The sequence below is a fragment of the Brucella tritici genome (genome assembly GCF_902825325.1).
Classification (GTDB): Bacteria; Pseudomonadota; Alphaproteobacteria; order Rhizobiales; family Rhizobiaceae; genus Brucella.
Map to the genome: position 1 here is coordinate 341,391 of NZ_CADEAR010000003.1, position 14,843 is coordinate 356,233.

Below are 14,843 nucleotides of genomic sequence, written 5' to 3' on the forward strand. Positions count from 1 at the left end.
CGTTCCCGGCGAGATTGATGCGTTGCCTAACGTAAGACGCTTACGGTCATGATGATGACGTGGATCTAATAACCCGATAAGGATCGGATATCAAGTGTTCTGAAATGGCGGCGATTTGTCCACGCCATTCCCGACACAATTCCATTATACGCTGCATCATGAACGACAAACCATTCTGGCGCACCAAGACCTTGAATCAACTCACCCGCAGCGAGTGGGAGAGCCTGTGTGACGGTTGCGGCCAATGCTGCCTGCATAAATTGCAGGATGACGACACCAACGAGATTTACTGGACCAGCGTTGCCTGCACGTTGCTCAACCCCGACAGCTGCCAGTGCCGCGATTATCCGAACCGGAAGAAGACGGTGCCGGACTGCGTTTTTCTGACACCGGAAATCGTTGACGAGGTGGATTGGCTCCCTGTCACCTGTGCCTACCGTCTGGTTGCAGAAGGTTCGGATCTCTATTGGTGGCATCCGCTTGTTTCGGGTTCACCCGAAACGGTGCACGAGGCAGGTGTTTCCGTTCGCGGCAAGGTGACGGCTTTCGATCACGATCTGGAAGATGACGATGATTATCTGGATCATATGGTGATGCCGGGCCAAGGCTGATGGCGCGCTTGCGGTTTTCAAACATTGCGTAAATTTAATCTGTGCTTCGAATATTGTAGCACGGATTTTGTTCTCCCATAACACATTGAATTTATTGAATTAATAAAGCCTGTATGTTGCTGTTCCTTTTACTTCAAACGAAGCTGAACGGCACATGAACGTGAGTTTTTCATTCTGTTCATCTATCGGGCGCTACTTCTCGGGTGTCTCAGGCAAGACCTGAAAACAAATTGAAAGAGGTTCAAAGATGTCTGCTATTTCGCTCAAGTCGTTCGTCGTAACCGCCGCTCTTGGTGTTGCCGCCATCTTCACGACGGCAGCTTCGGCCAGCTCCGCATCGCCGGTCGTTGCTCCAGCCATCGGCACGTCGGCAAGCTCTGCCATCGTGAATGTTGATTACAGAGGCTATCGCCATGGCCGTCCAGCCTATCGCGGCCCTGCCTGCTCTGTGGAAGGTGCCAAGATGAAGGCCAATCGCATGGGCATCCGCAATGCGCGTGTCGTCTATCGTGGCAAGTCGGTCCAGGTTCGCGGCTTCCGTCACGGCCGTCCTGCCGGTGTTGTATTCGCCAATGTACGCGGCTGCCCGATCATTCGCTAACAGCATAGTAGAGTTTCAAAAGCCCCGGCCTGAGCAATCAGGCCGGGGCTTTTCTTTTATGGCAGGCAAAAAAAGGGGCGCTGGTGCGCCCCTTGCTCTTGCCAATTGAGCTGCCGTTATTCCTTGATTTCGAAAACGACATTGACCGAAACGTTGTAGCTGTTTTCGCCTGCTGCAACGGGCACGGCATCTTCCGGTGCTGCGGCAGCCATGGTCTTGAACTGCGCGCGAGCGATCGGCATTGGCATGGGTGGGCGGCTCTGCTCGTTGATCTCGACAACGCGACCGATACCTACACCGGCAGCATCGGCAAGCGTCTTCGCCTTGGCGATAGCGTCGGCAACGGCGCGCTTGCGCGCTTCATTGATCGTGGCTGCCGGATTGTCGTTGACGAAGCTCAGATCGCCCCCCTGATTGACGCCGAGCGTGACGGATTCATCAAGCACGTTGCCCACCTTGGCCAGATCGCGCACGCGAACCGTCAGGCTGTTTGAAACCGTATAGCCGGTGATGTTCGGCTCTTTCAGCCCGTTCTTGTCGTCCGGATAGACGTAGCGCGGCTGGATGTTGATGCCGCCGGTCTGAAGATCGCGGTCTTCAATGCCAGCTTTCTTCATGGCTTCGAGTACTTTCGCCATGGCTTCATTGTTTGCGGTCATGGCTTCGCGCGCGGTCTTTGCCTCGCGCAATACGGAGAGATTGAGGATGGCCATATCGGGCGAGGCGGTCATGGTGCCTTCGCCGGTGACGGCGATACGCGCAGGCTGCTTCGTCATCTGATTCTCCTGTGCCAGAGCTGGCAGCGTCAGTGCGCCTGCGAGCATGATTGCAGAAAAGGAGGTTGCAAGAAGAGTGGTAGCGCGGTTGTTCATAAAATCTCCTATAGAGAAAGTTGAGGCAGCTCTGGCAAAGCTGGTTGCACCGGTGCGGTTAGCCGCTTTGCCTTTGAAATCATTTATTTCTTAAGTTCCCGCTCTTGTCTGAAGCCGACGATATCAGATTCGAAATGCGTGCCAATTGCAACTGCCGGTTCAAATCAGAAAGACCGTGGCTCTAGAGTGGTTCCAGTTCATGCGGAGTCGCTGGAGCCGCTTTAAGTATTTGTTTCGTCGCATCATCCCACGCAACACCGCTTCGCACTTTTACTGGAAATGCTCCAGGTTGCATGCATCGCAACTGAATATGTGCGCATTAGGGCAACTGATGCATTTGACAGCTTGTGTCCCGGCTTTCTTTAGGGTAGGGCAAGGGTGCGTGGGGCCTGTAGCTCAATTGGTTAGAGCCGGCGGCTCATAACCGCTTGGTTGGGGGTTCGAGTCCCTCCGGGCCCACCATTTTTTCTTCAGTTATTTTATGCCAATGGGCGGCATTTCCATTTGTATTGCAGCACTGTGTTTATCGTCATTTTCAATGAATCGGCTTTAAACGATCCGTCATTCTTCCCTTGAACGTAAGTTATATGTGAATTCTCCTCAATAATTCCGTGACGTCGTAAGCTCGCTTAACTAACAATCACACCATGAAACATAATAATGATTGGGGTTCATGGTGTATTATAAGTGGGGAAAGCGGCCGGATAGACTCCGTACTGCAGGAATAATCGCTTCACATAAGATGGCATTGACACGGACATCGGCATTTCGCCGTATGATGCATGTAGTTGTTCTGTCGGCTGGTATTGCCAGCACAGGTTTAGCAAAAGAAGCGTCGGCATATGACTATGGACAATATGCCAATGAGACGCTTGAACGACTGATTACTGAATATCCCGGTCGTTATCGCGGTACGGCCAGTTTTGTCGGTGCGACGGACTGGATGCAGTCGCGCCTCGGTGTTGGTTACGCGACAAGCAGACAGGACTTTACTTGGGCAGGCAGCCGCAGTTCGCAGAATGTTATTGCATCGGCACCCGGCACGAGCGACCAGTATCTGGTTCTCGGCGCACATTACGACACCTATTACGGCCGTCCAACGCTTCAGGGGCTCGATGATAATGCCTCCGGTGCAGCCGTCTTGACCGAGATCGCCCGCAATCTAGCTGGTATTCCTCTGGAAAATGGTCTGGAAGTGGTCGGTTTTGGAGCGGAAGAGGAGGGACTGCGGGGATCTAGAGCCTATGTTGCGTCGCTCAGTGACGAACAGCGCGCAAATATGCTCGGCATGATCAATCTCGACAGCCTCATTACCGGCGATAAGATGTATGCCCATGCAGGCAGCAATAGCATCGATAATCCGGCTTTGACTGCTTATCGTGACCAGATTTTGCGCATCGCGAACGAGCTTGATATTCCGCTCTTTACCAATCCCGGACTCAATCATGAGTATCCGGCTGGAACTGGTTGCTGTAGCGATGGGGAAAGTTTCAACGGGCTCGGTGTGCCGGTTCTGTTCATTGAGGCGACCAACTGGGAACTTGGCGATCTCGACGGTTATCAGCAGACGGACAATTCGGCGATCCCCGGCGGTTCGACATGGCATACGCCGAGTCTCGACAATAAGGATGTTCTCACCAATGCCTTCGGTCAGGAGCGTATTGACCAGAGACTCCAGGACTTTTCAAGGCTGCTGACCCGTCTCGTCCTCGAACTGACGGGCGCAGATCTGCTTGCCTCGACGGCTTCCGGAGGCACGATGATCCGGCAAATGACGGATCAATTGCAGCGTCAGCATCAAGCACTGACGAGTTTGCATAGCCGTCGTTGGTTGACTTTGCTTGAAAGCGATCGCGCCGTCGGAACGTTCAGCGGTGAAGCAAGTGTGGAAGGGGAGTTATATCCGGGTGGCGGTTTCGACCTGCCCGGAATTTCGGATGCCAATCGTCTTGGCTTTCACCTTCTCGGTGATTATCGCTACAATCAAGCGTGGACGCTCGGTGGAAGCCTCAGCTTTCAGCGCAGTCGGGACAAGCTGGCCAATGACGGTTCGATTGACGGCGATAGCTGGCAGGGGGCTTTGTACGCCCTTTATCAGGATGCGGCCTCCAACTGGTTTGCGGGCGACATCAATATCGGGCGGACCAGCTTCGATAATGATCGCTCGGTCTTCCTGCAGGCAATGAACGGTCCTGTTCTGCTGAATCAACAATTGCAGTCCGATACTTCCGCACTGTTCTGGGGTGCCCGCATCGAAGGTGGTCATGATTTCAGCTGGGCCGGTATGAAGAGCGGTCCGGTGGCCGGTCTCGATTATATGCGCTACCGTATTGATGGCTTCGATGAAGGGGACGTCTTCAGAACCGCGTTAGACTACGCGAAGCAGGATTTCGATTCGCTCGAGGCCAGTATTGGTTGGCGTCTGCATGGCACCATGACGTTCGCAAATGGTATGGTCCTACGGCCATATACGAGTGTGAAATGGGTGCGGGAATTGGCTGATGGCCGCCCTGAGACAATCCGTCTGACCAGTATAGCCGATGGCCGCGACCGAATTGCTTTTCTTGGAGGTGTCGATAAGGACTTTGGGCGCGCCCAATTGGGAGCCCAGCTGGCAGTAACTGAGAACATTGGCCTGTTCAGCGAAATCAATGCGCGTTTTGCACATGAAGACGGCAATGAGGTTGGCTACTCATTGGGGCTTCAATTCCGGTTCTAGGGCGCGTTTCGATCCGGTTTGCAGAACACCGGTCTGTTTCACCAGATCGGTGTTTTGGTTCTCATCGCAAACTTTCAACAAATTTTAGCAGTTCGTTAAGAAAATAGTAACGCAATGAAACAATTTTTTAAGTGACGTGAACTGGCAACAAAATGGAGGTTTTGGGCGATGAGAAAAAATGCAACCACCGTTGCGCTGGCATTGGCAGGGTTGGTGGCGAGTTCTCTCGCGGCTTCAGCGAAGACGAGTTATTTGGGTGAGTTCCGCGATTGGGGCGTTTACCAGAACACCGACCTAGCGGGTAACAAGTGCTATGCCTTGACGGTGCCGATCAATTTTCATCCCGCCGGTGTGCGGCACGGCGATAATTTCGTGATTATTTCCAAGGCGGATGGCCAATACAGCCCTCAATTGGTGATGGGGTATGAGCTGAAGACTGACAGCTCGGTCAACGTGATGGTGGATGGCACGCGCTTTCCATTCTTCAGCGAGGGCAATCGTGCCTGGGCGGAAAATGTTGCTGATGAGGCGAAGCTGATGCGCGCCATGCGCGCTGGCAAAACGCTCAACGTGCAGGCGACATCGGCACGCGGCACGCAGACCCGCTATACGTTTTCCCTGATGGGGCTGTCGGCATCACTGCAGCGCGTGGATGGCTGCCGGTAACAGTTGGAAAAGCCCTGCCGACTGGCAGGGCTTTCTCTGGAATAATGTGGGCTTTACGAAAGCCAGGTCTGGCGATTGTACCAATCGTCCAGATCGGAACGCACGCGGTCCTTTTCTAGGCCGTAGCGTTCCTGGATTTTACCTTCCAACTGCTCGCGTCGACCGTTGATCTGGTCGAGATCGTCATCGGTGAGTTTGCCCCACTGTTCCTTGATCCTGCCTTTGGCCTGTTTCCAGTTTCCTTCAACGCGATTCCAGTCCATTGGTTGTTCCTCCGTTCTGGCCCCCCGTTCTGGCTTGGTTATGGTTAACTAACGCAACGGGGAGCGATTGGTTCAGCAAAAAATTGCAGAACCAGCTCAGAGGCCGAGGAACTTGAAGGGCTCGTTTTCCTTGAAACTGTCGTTGACGACGCCATTGAACGTGTTGGTTTGATTGGCACCTAGATCGAGTTTCTTGACCTTGCCGCTCTCTGGTGAAAAGTCGATTTTCTTCAAATCAACCCAGAAGACATTGGGTGTCAAAGCGGACTCGAAGAAATAGAGCTTGCGCTTCTGGTCGGCCACTGTCCGCCAGCGTGTCGAGGAAATGTTCGGCTGGTCAGGTGTCGTCAGGCCATAGGGGACCGAGGTGTTCCGGATGACGCTGAATACACTGGCAATCGACTCGACCGGGTCTTCGGCTTTCGGAATGGCATTTACGTAGAAGGAAGCGCGTGCGAAACGATCGGCGGCTCGGTTGGTGCCCGGCAGCATGACTGTACCGCCAATCTGGGTCCAGTAAGAGTTGAGCGCCAGCTGCTCGTCATAGGTCGGCGAGTTGGTCATCACCTGATATTGCTTGCCGTGATGGATCACCTGCTTGCCGTCGATATATTCGATGACCGCGCTGTCGCCGCTGGAATCGGATATCGCCAGATGGAGTGTCGCCAGCCTGTCTTCGCCGGGCACCTTGTCCGTTACAATTGTGAAAGGATCGGTGCTCAGCTTCTTTACTGCCTCATCGACCGTGGCAAAGTTATCGAGCACATATTGCGCCCATGCCGCGATGCTGAGACCCGGGGTGGTACCGTCGTATTTGGGATATTCGGATTCGACCAGCCACAGTGCGCCGACGGAAAGTCCAGCTTCGTTCAACCCATCCGTCGTTGAAATGTCGTAACCTGAAGCGATGACGCTGCCATATTTGGACGTCCACTGGAGCGAGTTCTTGCCCGCCTCGCCGGAACGCTTCATGCCACGTGGAAAAATCCAGAGGTTGGTTGCAACGTCTACTTTCCAATCCATGGATCGCGCAGTCATTACCTGATCGTTGGCTCCGTGATAAACGAAACGCGTGCAGGCTTCGGCAATCGGCGCGGCAAGCATGCTGCCTGCAACGAGCGTGGTGGTGCAGATGCTGGAAAAGGACCGCTTCAAAATCGGCATGGATCGTCCCCTCTAAAATGCCCGGTAATCTCTGGGGCAGGATGCCCGTTAGTCAGGATGATTGGGTGGATGCCCTCGCTACGCGATATAAGGCGAAGATCGTTACTAGAAAGACAGGTGCACGGGTTTTAACGCTCGCCCATATAGCCGCGCTGCTTCCATTGCTGCAGCGGCATTATATCTGGCGGCCCGCCGCCTGCCTCATACCAGGAATCGACGGCCCATTTCTGGCCCTTCCTGTCCTCAATAACGGCGGTCCAGTGCGGATAACGACCGTCGAAGAACGCGCCGCGAGAGGTGCGTCGTGCGACCTTGTGATGCTTCAGCCAGCCGCGCGACTGCAAATAGCGCAGGAAGTTATCCGTATTGGTCGATTCATCGATGCAATCCATCTGGCCCTTGATGCGGGCCTTGCCGAACTGCATTTTCGGCTTGTCCCGAACGCCGATGGCTGCGGTGCTTCGCTGTTCGAAGATTGCAACCGCAGTCCGCAATCCGTTCCGCTCCCCATCTGCGCTACGGCTACCGTTCTGCAGAAGATTCCGGATGCGCTGTTCATCTTTCGCGGTAAGCGTAACCTTTGTTCGGTAATGGCATTCATAGCCGTGACAGACGCTGAAAGTCTGTGCCGAAGCCATTCCGACGGGAAACACCAAACCTATAAGGGCGCCAGCACCCAGGAATTTTATCAAATCGCTACTCCGCGTTCTAAACGGATTTCCCTGTAATTTCAGCAGGATAAAATAGATCGAATCTTCCGGTATCTTAGCCGTGCTTGTGGCTGGTGAAAAGGAGTGATGGTTCAAGGCGTTCCAGCCCCTGATATGGATTGGCATGGATTGCGAGAATCCAGAGGCAGAACGATGCTGTCAGCGAATAAATGACGAGCGCCTTTACGCCAGCTCGTACGCGGTCAGCATGGGTGGCTGCGATGGTTATCGCTGTCAGGAATGTCAGCGAAAGCACAAGATACCATTTGTAATAGTCGATTGAGGTCGATCCTACAGCCAGACGGGTATTGCGTGCGTCCTGCAGTTCATCGAAGTCGTTGATGAGCTGGGAGATAACAGGTGAGGGTACATCGCCGCGCGCCAGATTGATGATCTCGCGCCTTATGTTCTGCAACGCCGTTTCCACGGAACCAGCCGGCTCGACATTGATCTTGTCGCGCCATTCGTCGTCGATTACAGCAAGGCGATAGCCGGTAAGGGCGGCAGTAAGTGCAGGTGCGTTCAATATTTCCGTATGGGAGGTTCCGATCAAACGGGAAATGGCCGAACGTTCTTCACTGATCGCCTGATCAGCCCTGGAATTAACGCTCCATATGTCCGCAGCAACAAAGCCGAGCGATAAAGCCCAAGCTGTCGCAATAGTGCTGATGAAAGCGCCGATGGGAATGGAAAGAATATCACTGGCTGCGTGTTTGGACAGCATGTCGAGTGCGAAACGTCCGACCGCATAAAACACAATCCCGAGTATGGCGAAGGCCGCAAACGAAAGGTAAATCGGCAGCTCAAAGATGTAAGTCATTCATTCCCCCAAAGTCAGCGCGCGTTTCTTCTGATTGGATGTGATCGGCGCTCTGACTGTTTTTTAGACACGCATCCCGAAAATCGTTTTCTATTTTTCGGTGTGCACTCAAATCTCCCGCTTATTATTATCGGGAGTCGTTGCGTTTTACTTAGGGAAGTTCTCCCTAACAATCCTTTCCCTATTTTGGTGATCTCATCCGACTATATTCCAGCAGAAGGTTGCGCTGGTCTGGGCCGAATAGCAAAAACCCGCCGGTATCACCGGCGGGTCGAGCAACAGAGATTAATTGTGCTGTGAACTAGAATGTAACGGAGAGACCGATGACCGGCCCATGCTGGGTCACGTCATACTTGAACTTCTCGATAGTGTCGTTGTCTTTGTAATCCTGATAGAGCGCCCGATAGCCGACGCGGAATGTCGTCGGAACATCAAAAACGAGCGTACGGTAACCGAGATAAATCTGGCCGTTGGCGCTGAGCTTGGTTCCAGCCCCGAAACCGCCAATGTCGGCTTCTGCAAAAATGTTCCAGCGGTCGTTGATGTCGTAAAAGACGCGCGTACCAATGAACGGATCGGTCCACTCCACCTTGCGTGATCCGCTGAAAGGACCGACTTCAAGTCCGGCCTCCAGCTTTGTCCAGCGCACACCGACCGTTGGTTCAATTGCGAAAACCCGTTGGTTTCCGAAGAGCGTGGTTCCTTCGAGCTGCTGTTCATAGATGCGATAATATGCACCGCCGGACAGGGTCGTTGTCTTGATATCGAGAGCAAGCTCGTTATCCCGCAGATTTTCGTCCTGGCTGGTCTTGACGTACTGTCCGTCGATAAAAAAGCCAACCGTCCCATTGTTGACGTCGATATTGCCCATGAAGCTCATATCGAGATTGTCGAAAATCTCGCGGAAGGGGACATTCACATCGGTGCTGCGGCCCAGCAGGCCGGCGCTACCATTCAGCGATGCGCCCCAAACATAAGGGCTGAAGATCACGCGCCAGCGCTGCTGATCCTGAATTTCTGGTTGTGTCGCCACGGCATCTGCAGCGAGCGATGCTGCTGATGTACCTATTAAAACAGTTGATGCTAATATAATATTTCTGGAAAATTTTAACAGTAAATTCCCGTTATGGTTACGCGATCTTCCGTCTTTCACCGAAAAAACCCCCTAGATTATGTATTAGCAATTCCGATAATACATCAGATTCAAATCTTGATCTATATATATGTTAATCATTGCGCGAAATAAACTGAAAATTGATACTTATATTAAGGTTTGTTCTGTTGACTTTGATGGAGCGCAACCATTTATTCGAAAAAGGGAGAGGGCCTCTCTGTTCGTCAGGGTAAGGCAAGGGTTGTTAGTTTGGACATTTTTGAAATGACAAATCGTGGAGTAACGAGGTCATCATGAAAACGAAACATTCTATCTGGAAGTCATATCGCCAGGTTTTTGCGCGCGGTGTCGCCACGGCTCTTATCGGCGCTGGTCTGGTTGTTCCACAGGCTGCGTTTGCCTGCACGAGCTTTGTTCTCCCGACGACGGATGATGGCTATGTTTACGCACGCACGATGGAGTTCGCTTTCGAACTGAAATCCGATCTCATCGTCATTCCGCGCAAATTTGAAATAACATCGACTGCAGCGGCCGGCAAACCCGGCATGAAGTGGAAGGGTCAGTATGCGGCTGTCGGGATGAATGCTTTTGGCGTACCGGCGCTTACTGACGGTATGAACGAAAAGGGGCTTGCGGGCGGAATTCTCTATTTTCCAGATTTCGCGCAGTATCAGGACCCGGCCACGGCCGATCCGGCGAAGAGTCTTGCGCCTTGGGATTTTCTGAGCTGGGCGCTAACCAATTTTGCGACAGTCGCTGAGGTCAAGGCCGCACTCGATACGGTTTCCGTCATCAATGTGAAACAGGAAAACCTGGGTATCGCGCCGCCGTTCCATTACACGTTGCATGACGAGACGGGAGCTTCGATTGTCATTGAACCGGTCGATGGAAAGCTCAAGGTTTATGATAATCCGCTTGGTGTCATGACCAATTCACCGAATTTCGACTGGCATCTGACGAACCTGCGCAATTACGTCAATCTGTCGCCTGAAAACGCCAAGCCGCTCGTCATTAACAATGCGACGATCAAGCCGCTGGGGCAGGGGTCGGGTCTGCTCGGTGTGCCGGGAGATTCTACGCCGCCATCGCGTTTCGTGCGCGCAAGCGCCTATGTGCTATCAGCAGCAAAACTGCCCAGCGGCCCTGAAAGCGTTCGTCTGGCTGAGCATATCGCCAATAATTTCGATATTCCGAAAGGTCTCATTCGAGACCCGCAGGCTCCGCTGGAATATACCCAGTGGACCTCGATCGCTGATATGAAAAATGACATTTATTACATCAAGACCTACGACAATCAGGTTTTGCGCAGCGTATCCCTCAAGGATATGGACCTTGATGCCAAGGACCTTGTAACGGTCAAGATGGACCCTTTGCCGATAGCACCGGCATTGATCGAGAAGAAGTAACTTTGAGCGGTTCCGGTTAAAACGGAGTCGTAGAAATCGCCTAAGTATTTGTTTCGTTGCATTATCCTGCGCAAAACTGCTTCGTATTTTTGCTGGAAATGCTCTAGTTGTATGGATTCAAGGGCGGCGGTTAGCCGCCCTTTTTCGTTTCAGGGTACGTCATCGGAGGCAGTCGGGCCGCCTTCGTTCTCCAGATTGGCAATGCGTCGAGTTTCCGAGCGATTGAATTTCAGACGCACCCCAGCACCGCCGCCATTTTCCGGAATGAACAGCGCCCCGGCCTTTTCCAGGGTGTCGGCCAATGCCTGTATTTGTTCGTCCGATGGCGTGCCGAGCTTGCGTTCAAACTGTTCAATGGTCGCTGTGTCGATGCCGGATAGTTGGGCCAGGCGATCGCGGGAGAACTCCACGAGAGCTCTGGCAGCGCGGCATTGAGGTCCGGTTATCATCATGTCTTTCTCCCCTTGCAGTCATGTACTGGAGATAAATGCTGGAAGCGTAGCGCGCTTTGGCGCCTATAGTTTCGAAAGCCGTTTCACGCTGTTGTAGGAAAACGTTTTAATGGTGGTCGGAGTTACCGCTCTTTTTTCCCGCACCGTTGATAATCGTTTCGAGCAGCCAGGGCTTGTGGTCAATTATTTCAGAGAGTTCACGCAGACTTATTTGCGATCCGGCTTCCTTGAGCAACGCGTCGGCAACGGAGGCAGATCCGTTTTTGCCTTCCTGCGCCATGCGATGCGCCCGCCGGATCAAAAGTTCCGGCTGTGAAAAACTGCTCTCGGCAAGTCTTCTTTCTATTCGACGCTGTAGCTCTTCCGGAGCAATCATTTGTTGAATTCCCTTATTCCTGAAGGGTGCGCAACCGACAGCGATTTGCCACCCACACTATGAATTTATGTTGAGATAAAGTTTTTGCCACGTGACAATTCGTACAAATCTGGCGTTTCGGCAAAATTTACTATGAGGCAAGCAGGTGGAGTTGCGCGACCGTTCTACTTTAGTATCACGAAATAGTAACGAAATATTTCAGCACATCAAATCCGCAAAGAAGCCAAATTATTGCCACGCTTTCTCTTGTTTGCATCTGATGGCCTACTTACATAGCCGATACGCCTTGGCGGGAAGAGCATTGGTCAGGTAGAGCGTGCGACGGGAAGCGGATTTCGCTTCGCGGGAAGTCGCGCTGTAGCGACCAGTGCCTGTTTCCGTTTGATAACAATAATAATTCGATGGTTTGCAATGGCCACTCTTCGATACTTTATCTGGCCCATGGTCTTCACCGTATTGGGTCTCGCAGGTGCTCTCTGGCTCGGCTACGAAATGACCGGCACCTTTGGGGGAATGGTCTCCGTCTTCATCATCTGTGCGGTTCTGAGCGTTCTCGAAATTTCACTTTCTTTCGATAACGCCATCGTCAATGCGCGCATCCTGCGCGACATGACGCCGGAATGGCAGCATCGCTTCCTGACCTGGGGCATTGTGATTGCCGTTTTCGGCATGCGCATCATTTTCCCGTTGGCTATCGTTGCGGTTGCCATGTGGACCGATCCGATCTCGGCGCTGAAGCTTGCGATCTGGCAGCCGGATGAATATGCCCGCGTGATCTCGGATTCGCATACAGGCATTGCGGCCTTCGGCGGTACATTCCTGCTGATGGTCGGCATGAAGTATTTCTTCGATGTCGAGAAGGATGTGCACTGGATCAAGGCCATCGAAAGCCGCATGTCGAAATTCGCTTCCGTGCAAGGTGTCGAGATCGGCGTTGCAATCGCTCTGATTATCTTCTTCTCCTATCAACTGGATGCCGAGCACTCGCATACATTCCTGATTGCCGCGCTGTTCGGTCTTCTGACCTTCCTGGCTGTCGAAGGGCTTGGTGAGGTTCTGGATGCCACGCAGGAGCAGATGGACATGGTCCATCGTGGTGGCCTGGGCGCCTTCATCTATCTTGAAGTGCTTGATGCCAGCTTCTCGTTCGATGGCGTTATCGGTGCGTTCGCACTGACTACGAACCTGTTCATTATCGCAATAGGGCTTGGTATTGGTGCATTCTATGTGCGCTCGCTGACCATCATGCTTGTTGAGCGCAAGACGCTGGGCCAGTACCGCTATCTCGAACATGGCGCTTTCTATGCGATCCTGGTTCTGGCGGTCATAATGTATGTCCAGACGCTGGTGCATATTCCGGAAGTCATTACCGGCCTTATCGGCGCCGCTTTGATCGGTCTCTCGTTCATGTCTTCGCTGCGCTATAACCGGCTCAATCCGAACTGGCAGGAAGAAGCCGAAGAGGTCGCAGGGCACTAGTCTGATGTGTCTGACTGGATCAAAAGGGCAGCTTCGGCTGCCCTTTTTGTTGGTCTTGACCGAATCGCCGGAGTTGAGGACCATCATCCGGGTGCGATTGATATCGCTTTCATGCCGCAGATCGTTTCAGGGGACATGATCGGCATGCTGCGGCCTTTTCGGGGAGAGACGTTTCCATGATCGTGACACGGTTAAGCAAGACCGCCTTCGTGGCGGCGATTGCCTTTTTCGCAACGCTGGTTTCGTTCGGTAATATCACCGATTACGACACCAATTTCGGGTTCGTGCAGCACGTGCTGATGATGGACACGATCTTTCCCGACGCGACGATCAAATATCGCGCTATCGATAATCCAATGCTGCACAATGCCGCCTATATTCTCATCATCGCGGCGGAGACGCTGACGGCAATTCTATGCTGGATCGGAACATTCGCCATGCTCGGTCGGCTGACCGAACGGGCAGCGAGTTTCAACCGCTCCAAGAAATGGGCCATTGCCGGTCTGTCGCTTGGCTTTCTGGTCTGGCAGGTCGGTTTCATGTCGGTTGGCGGGGAATGGTTCGGTATGTGGATGTCGCAAACCTGGAACGGGATCGAATCCGCGTTCCGGTTCTTCATCACGATCATTGCAGTGCTGATCTTCGTCGTTATGCCGGACGGCGAGCTAGTGGATTGAATTTGACGTTTGAATCCCGACTGAATGAGATGCTGTTTCAAACGTCAAATTCGAAAAATCCACTAGATACATAAAGTTACTAGTGGTCTTTGCGATTCCGACATTTGCTCGGCGCCTGTATCAGAGGGACGCAAATGTCGGAATCAGACCACTAGAATAGATGCGATGCTGAAACAGGCTCGTCGATCAGTTCGACGCCAGCCTGTTTCATCTTCTGCAGCATGATGTCCATCGAGCCGTTAAGGTCGATCCCACGGCACGCATCGAGACGGACGCGCACCTGAAAACCTTCTTCTATGGCGTCGAGCGCCGAATAGGCGACGCAGAAATCGGTGGCCAGCCCGACCAATGTGAGCGAACCGATATCGCGTTCGCGCAAATATCCGCCAAGACCAGTCGGTGTGCTGCGGTCGTTTTCGAAGAATGCCGAATAGCTGTCTATGCCGATGCGAAAGCCTTTTCGAAGGACGAGCTGTGCCCGCGTCCATTGCAGGTCAGCGTGAAAATCCGCACCGTGACTGCCTTACACGCAATGGTCGGGCCAGAGCGTCTGCAGGCCATAGGCCATCTCGACAGTGTTGAAAGGTTTGGTACCAGGATGGGTTGAGGCGAAGCTCGAATGATTGGCTGGATGCCAGTCCTGCGTGAGGATGACGTGTTCGCTTTCATCGATCAGCCGGTTGACGGCGGGAATGATTTCGTCGCCGCGATCAACCGGCAGCGCGCCGCCGGGGCAAAAATCATTCTGGACGTCGACAACCACAAGTGCATGACCGATCATGGAATACTCGCTTTTCTCATTTCATAACCGACTATAGCCAGACAGGGTTCGCGAGACCAGCAATAAGCCGCGTTCTGGTATAACATCGGCAAGAGTGCTACGGACGATTCCAATCAGGAACCAGACAGGAAA

At 53.0% G+C, this 14,843-nt stretch carries 15 protein-coding genes, 1 tRNA gene and 1 pseudogene; 8 read left to right on the plus strand and 9 right to left on the minus strand.

Translation table 11 applies throughout. From position 1 onward, the window contains the following. The first annotated feature begins 158 nt into the window (after positions 1-158). Positions 159-611 (plus strand): YcgN family cysteine cluster protein, encoded by a 453-nt coding sequence (locus tag HWX93_RS06095; RefSeq protein ID WP_176036841.1) that lies wholly within the window; start codon positions 159-161, stop codon positions 609-611. 247 nt (positions 612-858) lie between these two features. Then, positions 859-1,212 (plus strand): antifreeze protein, encoded by a 354-nt coding sequence (locus tag HWX93_RS06100; protein ID WP_176036842.1) that lies wholly within the window; start codon positions 859-861, stop codon positions 1,210-1,212. A 116-nt stretch (positions 1,213-1,328) separates the two neighbouring features. Here the strand turns inward: HWX93_RS06100 and HWX93_RS06105 are convergent, their stop codons facing one another. Continuing rightward, complete coding sequence (locus tag HWX93_RS06105) at positions 1,329-2,084, minus strand: SIMPL domain-containing protein (RefSeq protein WP_109989532.1); 756 nt, start codon at positions 2,082-2,084, stop codon at positions 1,329-1,331. A 385-nt stretch (positions 2,085-2,469) separates the two neighbouring features. Here HWX93_RS06105 and HWX93_RS06110 point away from each other — a divergent pair. The 3 genes from HWX93_RS06110 to HWX93_RS06120 all read left to right on the plus strand — a co-directional run bounded on the left by HWX93_RS06110 (position 2,470) and on the right by HWX93_RS06120 (position 5,469). Continuing rightward, a tRNA-Ile gene (locus tag HWX93_RS06110) sits at positions 2,470-2,546 on the plus strand. Positions 2,547-2,859: 313 nt separating this feature from the next. Next, positions 2,860-4,803: an autotransporter domain-containing protein gene (locus HWX93_RS06115; RefSeq protein WP_176036843.1), complete on the plus strand. Its 1,944-nt coding sequence runs from the start codon at positions 2,860-2,862 to the stop codon at positions 4,801-4,803. 168 nt (positions 4,804-4,971) lie between these two features. After that, positions 4,972-5,469, plus strand: coding sequence for an invasion associated locus B family protein (locus tag HWX93_RS06120; protein WP_109989531.1), 498 nt, complete (start codon positions 4,972-4,974; stop codon positions 5,467-5,469). Between the two features lie 53 nt (positions 5,470-5,522). Here the strand turns inward: HWX93_RS06120 and HWX93_RS06125 are convergent, their stop codons facing one another. The 5 genes from HWX93_RS06125 to HWX93_RS06145 all read right to left on the minus strand — a co-directional run bounded on the left by HWX93_RS06125 (position 5,523) and on the right by HWX93_RS06145 (position 9,519). Beyond that, entirely contained in the window at positions 5,523-5,732 is a 210-nt protein-coding gene (locus HWX93_RS06125; RefSeq protein WP_176036844.1) for a CsbD family protein, read from the minus strand. A gap of 96 nt (positions 5,733-5,828) precedes the next feature. Then, complete coding sequence (locus HWX93_RS06130; protein WP_176036845.1) at positions 5,829-6,896, minus strand: linear amide C-N hydrolase; 1,068 nt, start codon at positions 6,894-6,896, stop codon at positions 5,829-5,831. A 128-nt stretch (positions 6,897-7,024) separates the two neighbouring features. Continuing rightward, positions 7,025-7,585 (minus strand): hypothetical protein, encoded by a 561-nt coding sequence (locus HWX93_RS06135; protein ID WP_176036928.1) that lies wholly within the window; start codon positions 7,583-7,585, stop codon positions 7,025-7,027. Between the two features lie 76 nt (positions 7,586-7,661). Next, positions 7,662-8,426 (minus strand): hypothetical protein, encoded by a 765-nt coding sequence (locus HWX93_RS06140; protein ID WP_109989528.1) that lies wholly within the window; start codon positions 8,424-8,426, stop codon positions 7,662-7,664. A gap of 301 nt (positions 8,427-8,727) precedes the next feature. Then, positions 8,728-9,519, minus strand: coding sequence for a hypothetical protein (locus HWX93_RS06145; RefSeq protein ID WP_419190732.1), 792 nt, complete (start codon positions 9,517-9,519; stop codon positions 8,728-8,730). Positions 9,520-9,833: 314 nt separating this feature from the next. Between HWX93_RS06145 and HWX93_RS06150 the strand changes: the two genes are divergently transcribed. Next, on the plus strand, positions 9,834-10,946 hold the full coding sequence (locus HWX93_RS06150; protein WP_176036846.1) for a linear amide C-N hydrolase: 1,113 nt from the start codon (positions 9,834-9,836) through the stop codon (positions 10,944-10,946). Positions 10,947-11,095: 149 nt separating this feature from the next. On the opposite strand, the gene HWX93_RS06155 is transcribed toward HWX93_RS06150, so the two are convergent. Continuing rightward, positions 11,096-11,398, minus strand: a complete 303-nt coding sequence (locus HWX93_RS06155) for a helix-turn-helix domain-containing protein (RefSeq protein WP_109989525.1) — start codon at positions 11,396-11,398, stop codon at positions 11,096-11,098. A 106-nt stretch (positions 11,399-11,504) separates the two neighbouring features. Then, complete coding sequence (locus tag HWX93_RS06160; protein ID WP_109989524.1) at positions 11,505-11,774, minus strand: hypothetical protein; 270 nt, start codon at positions 11,772-11,774, stop codon at positions 11,505-11,507. Between the two features lie 411 nt (positions 11,775-12,185). On the opposite strand from HWX93_RS06160, the gene HWX93_RS06165 reads away from it, so the two are divergent. Beyond that, on the plus strand, positions 12,186-13,253 hold the full coding sequence (locus tag HWX93_RS06165) for a DUF475 domain-containing protein (RefSeq protein WP_176036847.1): 1,068 nt from the start codon (positions 12,186-12,188) through the stop codon (positions 13,251-13,253). 176 nt (positions 13,254-13,429) lie between these two features. After that, positions 13,430-13,930: a DUF2165 family protein gene (locus tag HWX93_RS06170; RefSeq protein WP_176036848.1), complete on the plus strand. Its 501-nt coding sequence runs from the start codon at positions 13,430-13,432 to the stop codon at positions 13,928-13,930. Positions 13,931-14,081: 151 nt separating this feature from the next. Here the strand turns inward: HWX93_RS06170 and pncA are convergent. After that, positions 14,082-14,711 (minus strand): annotated as a pseudogene (pncA, locus tag HWX93_RS06175) (bifunctional nicotinamidase/pyrazinamidase). Positions 14,712-14,843 lie beyond the last annotated feature (132 nt).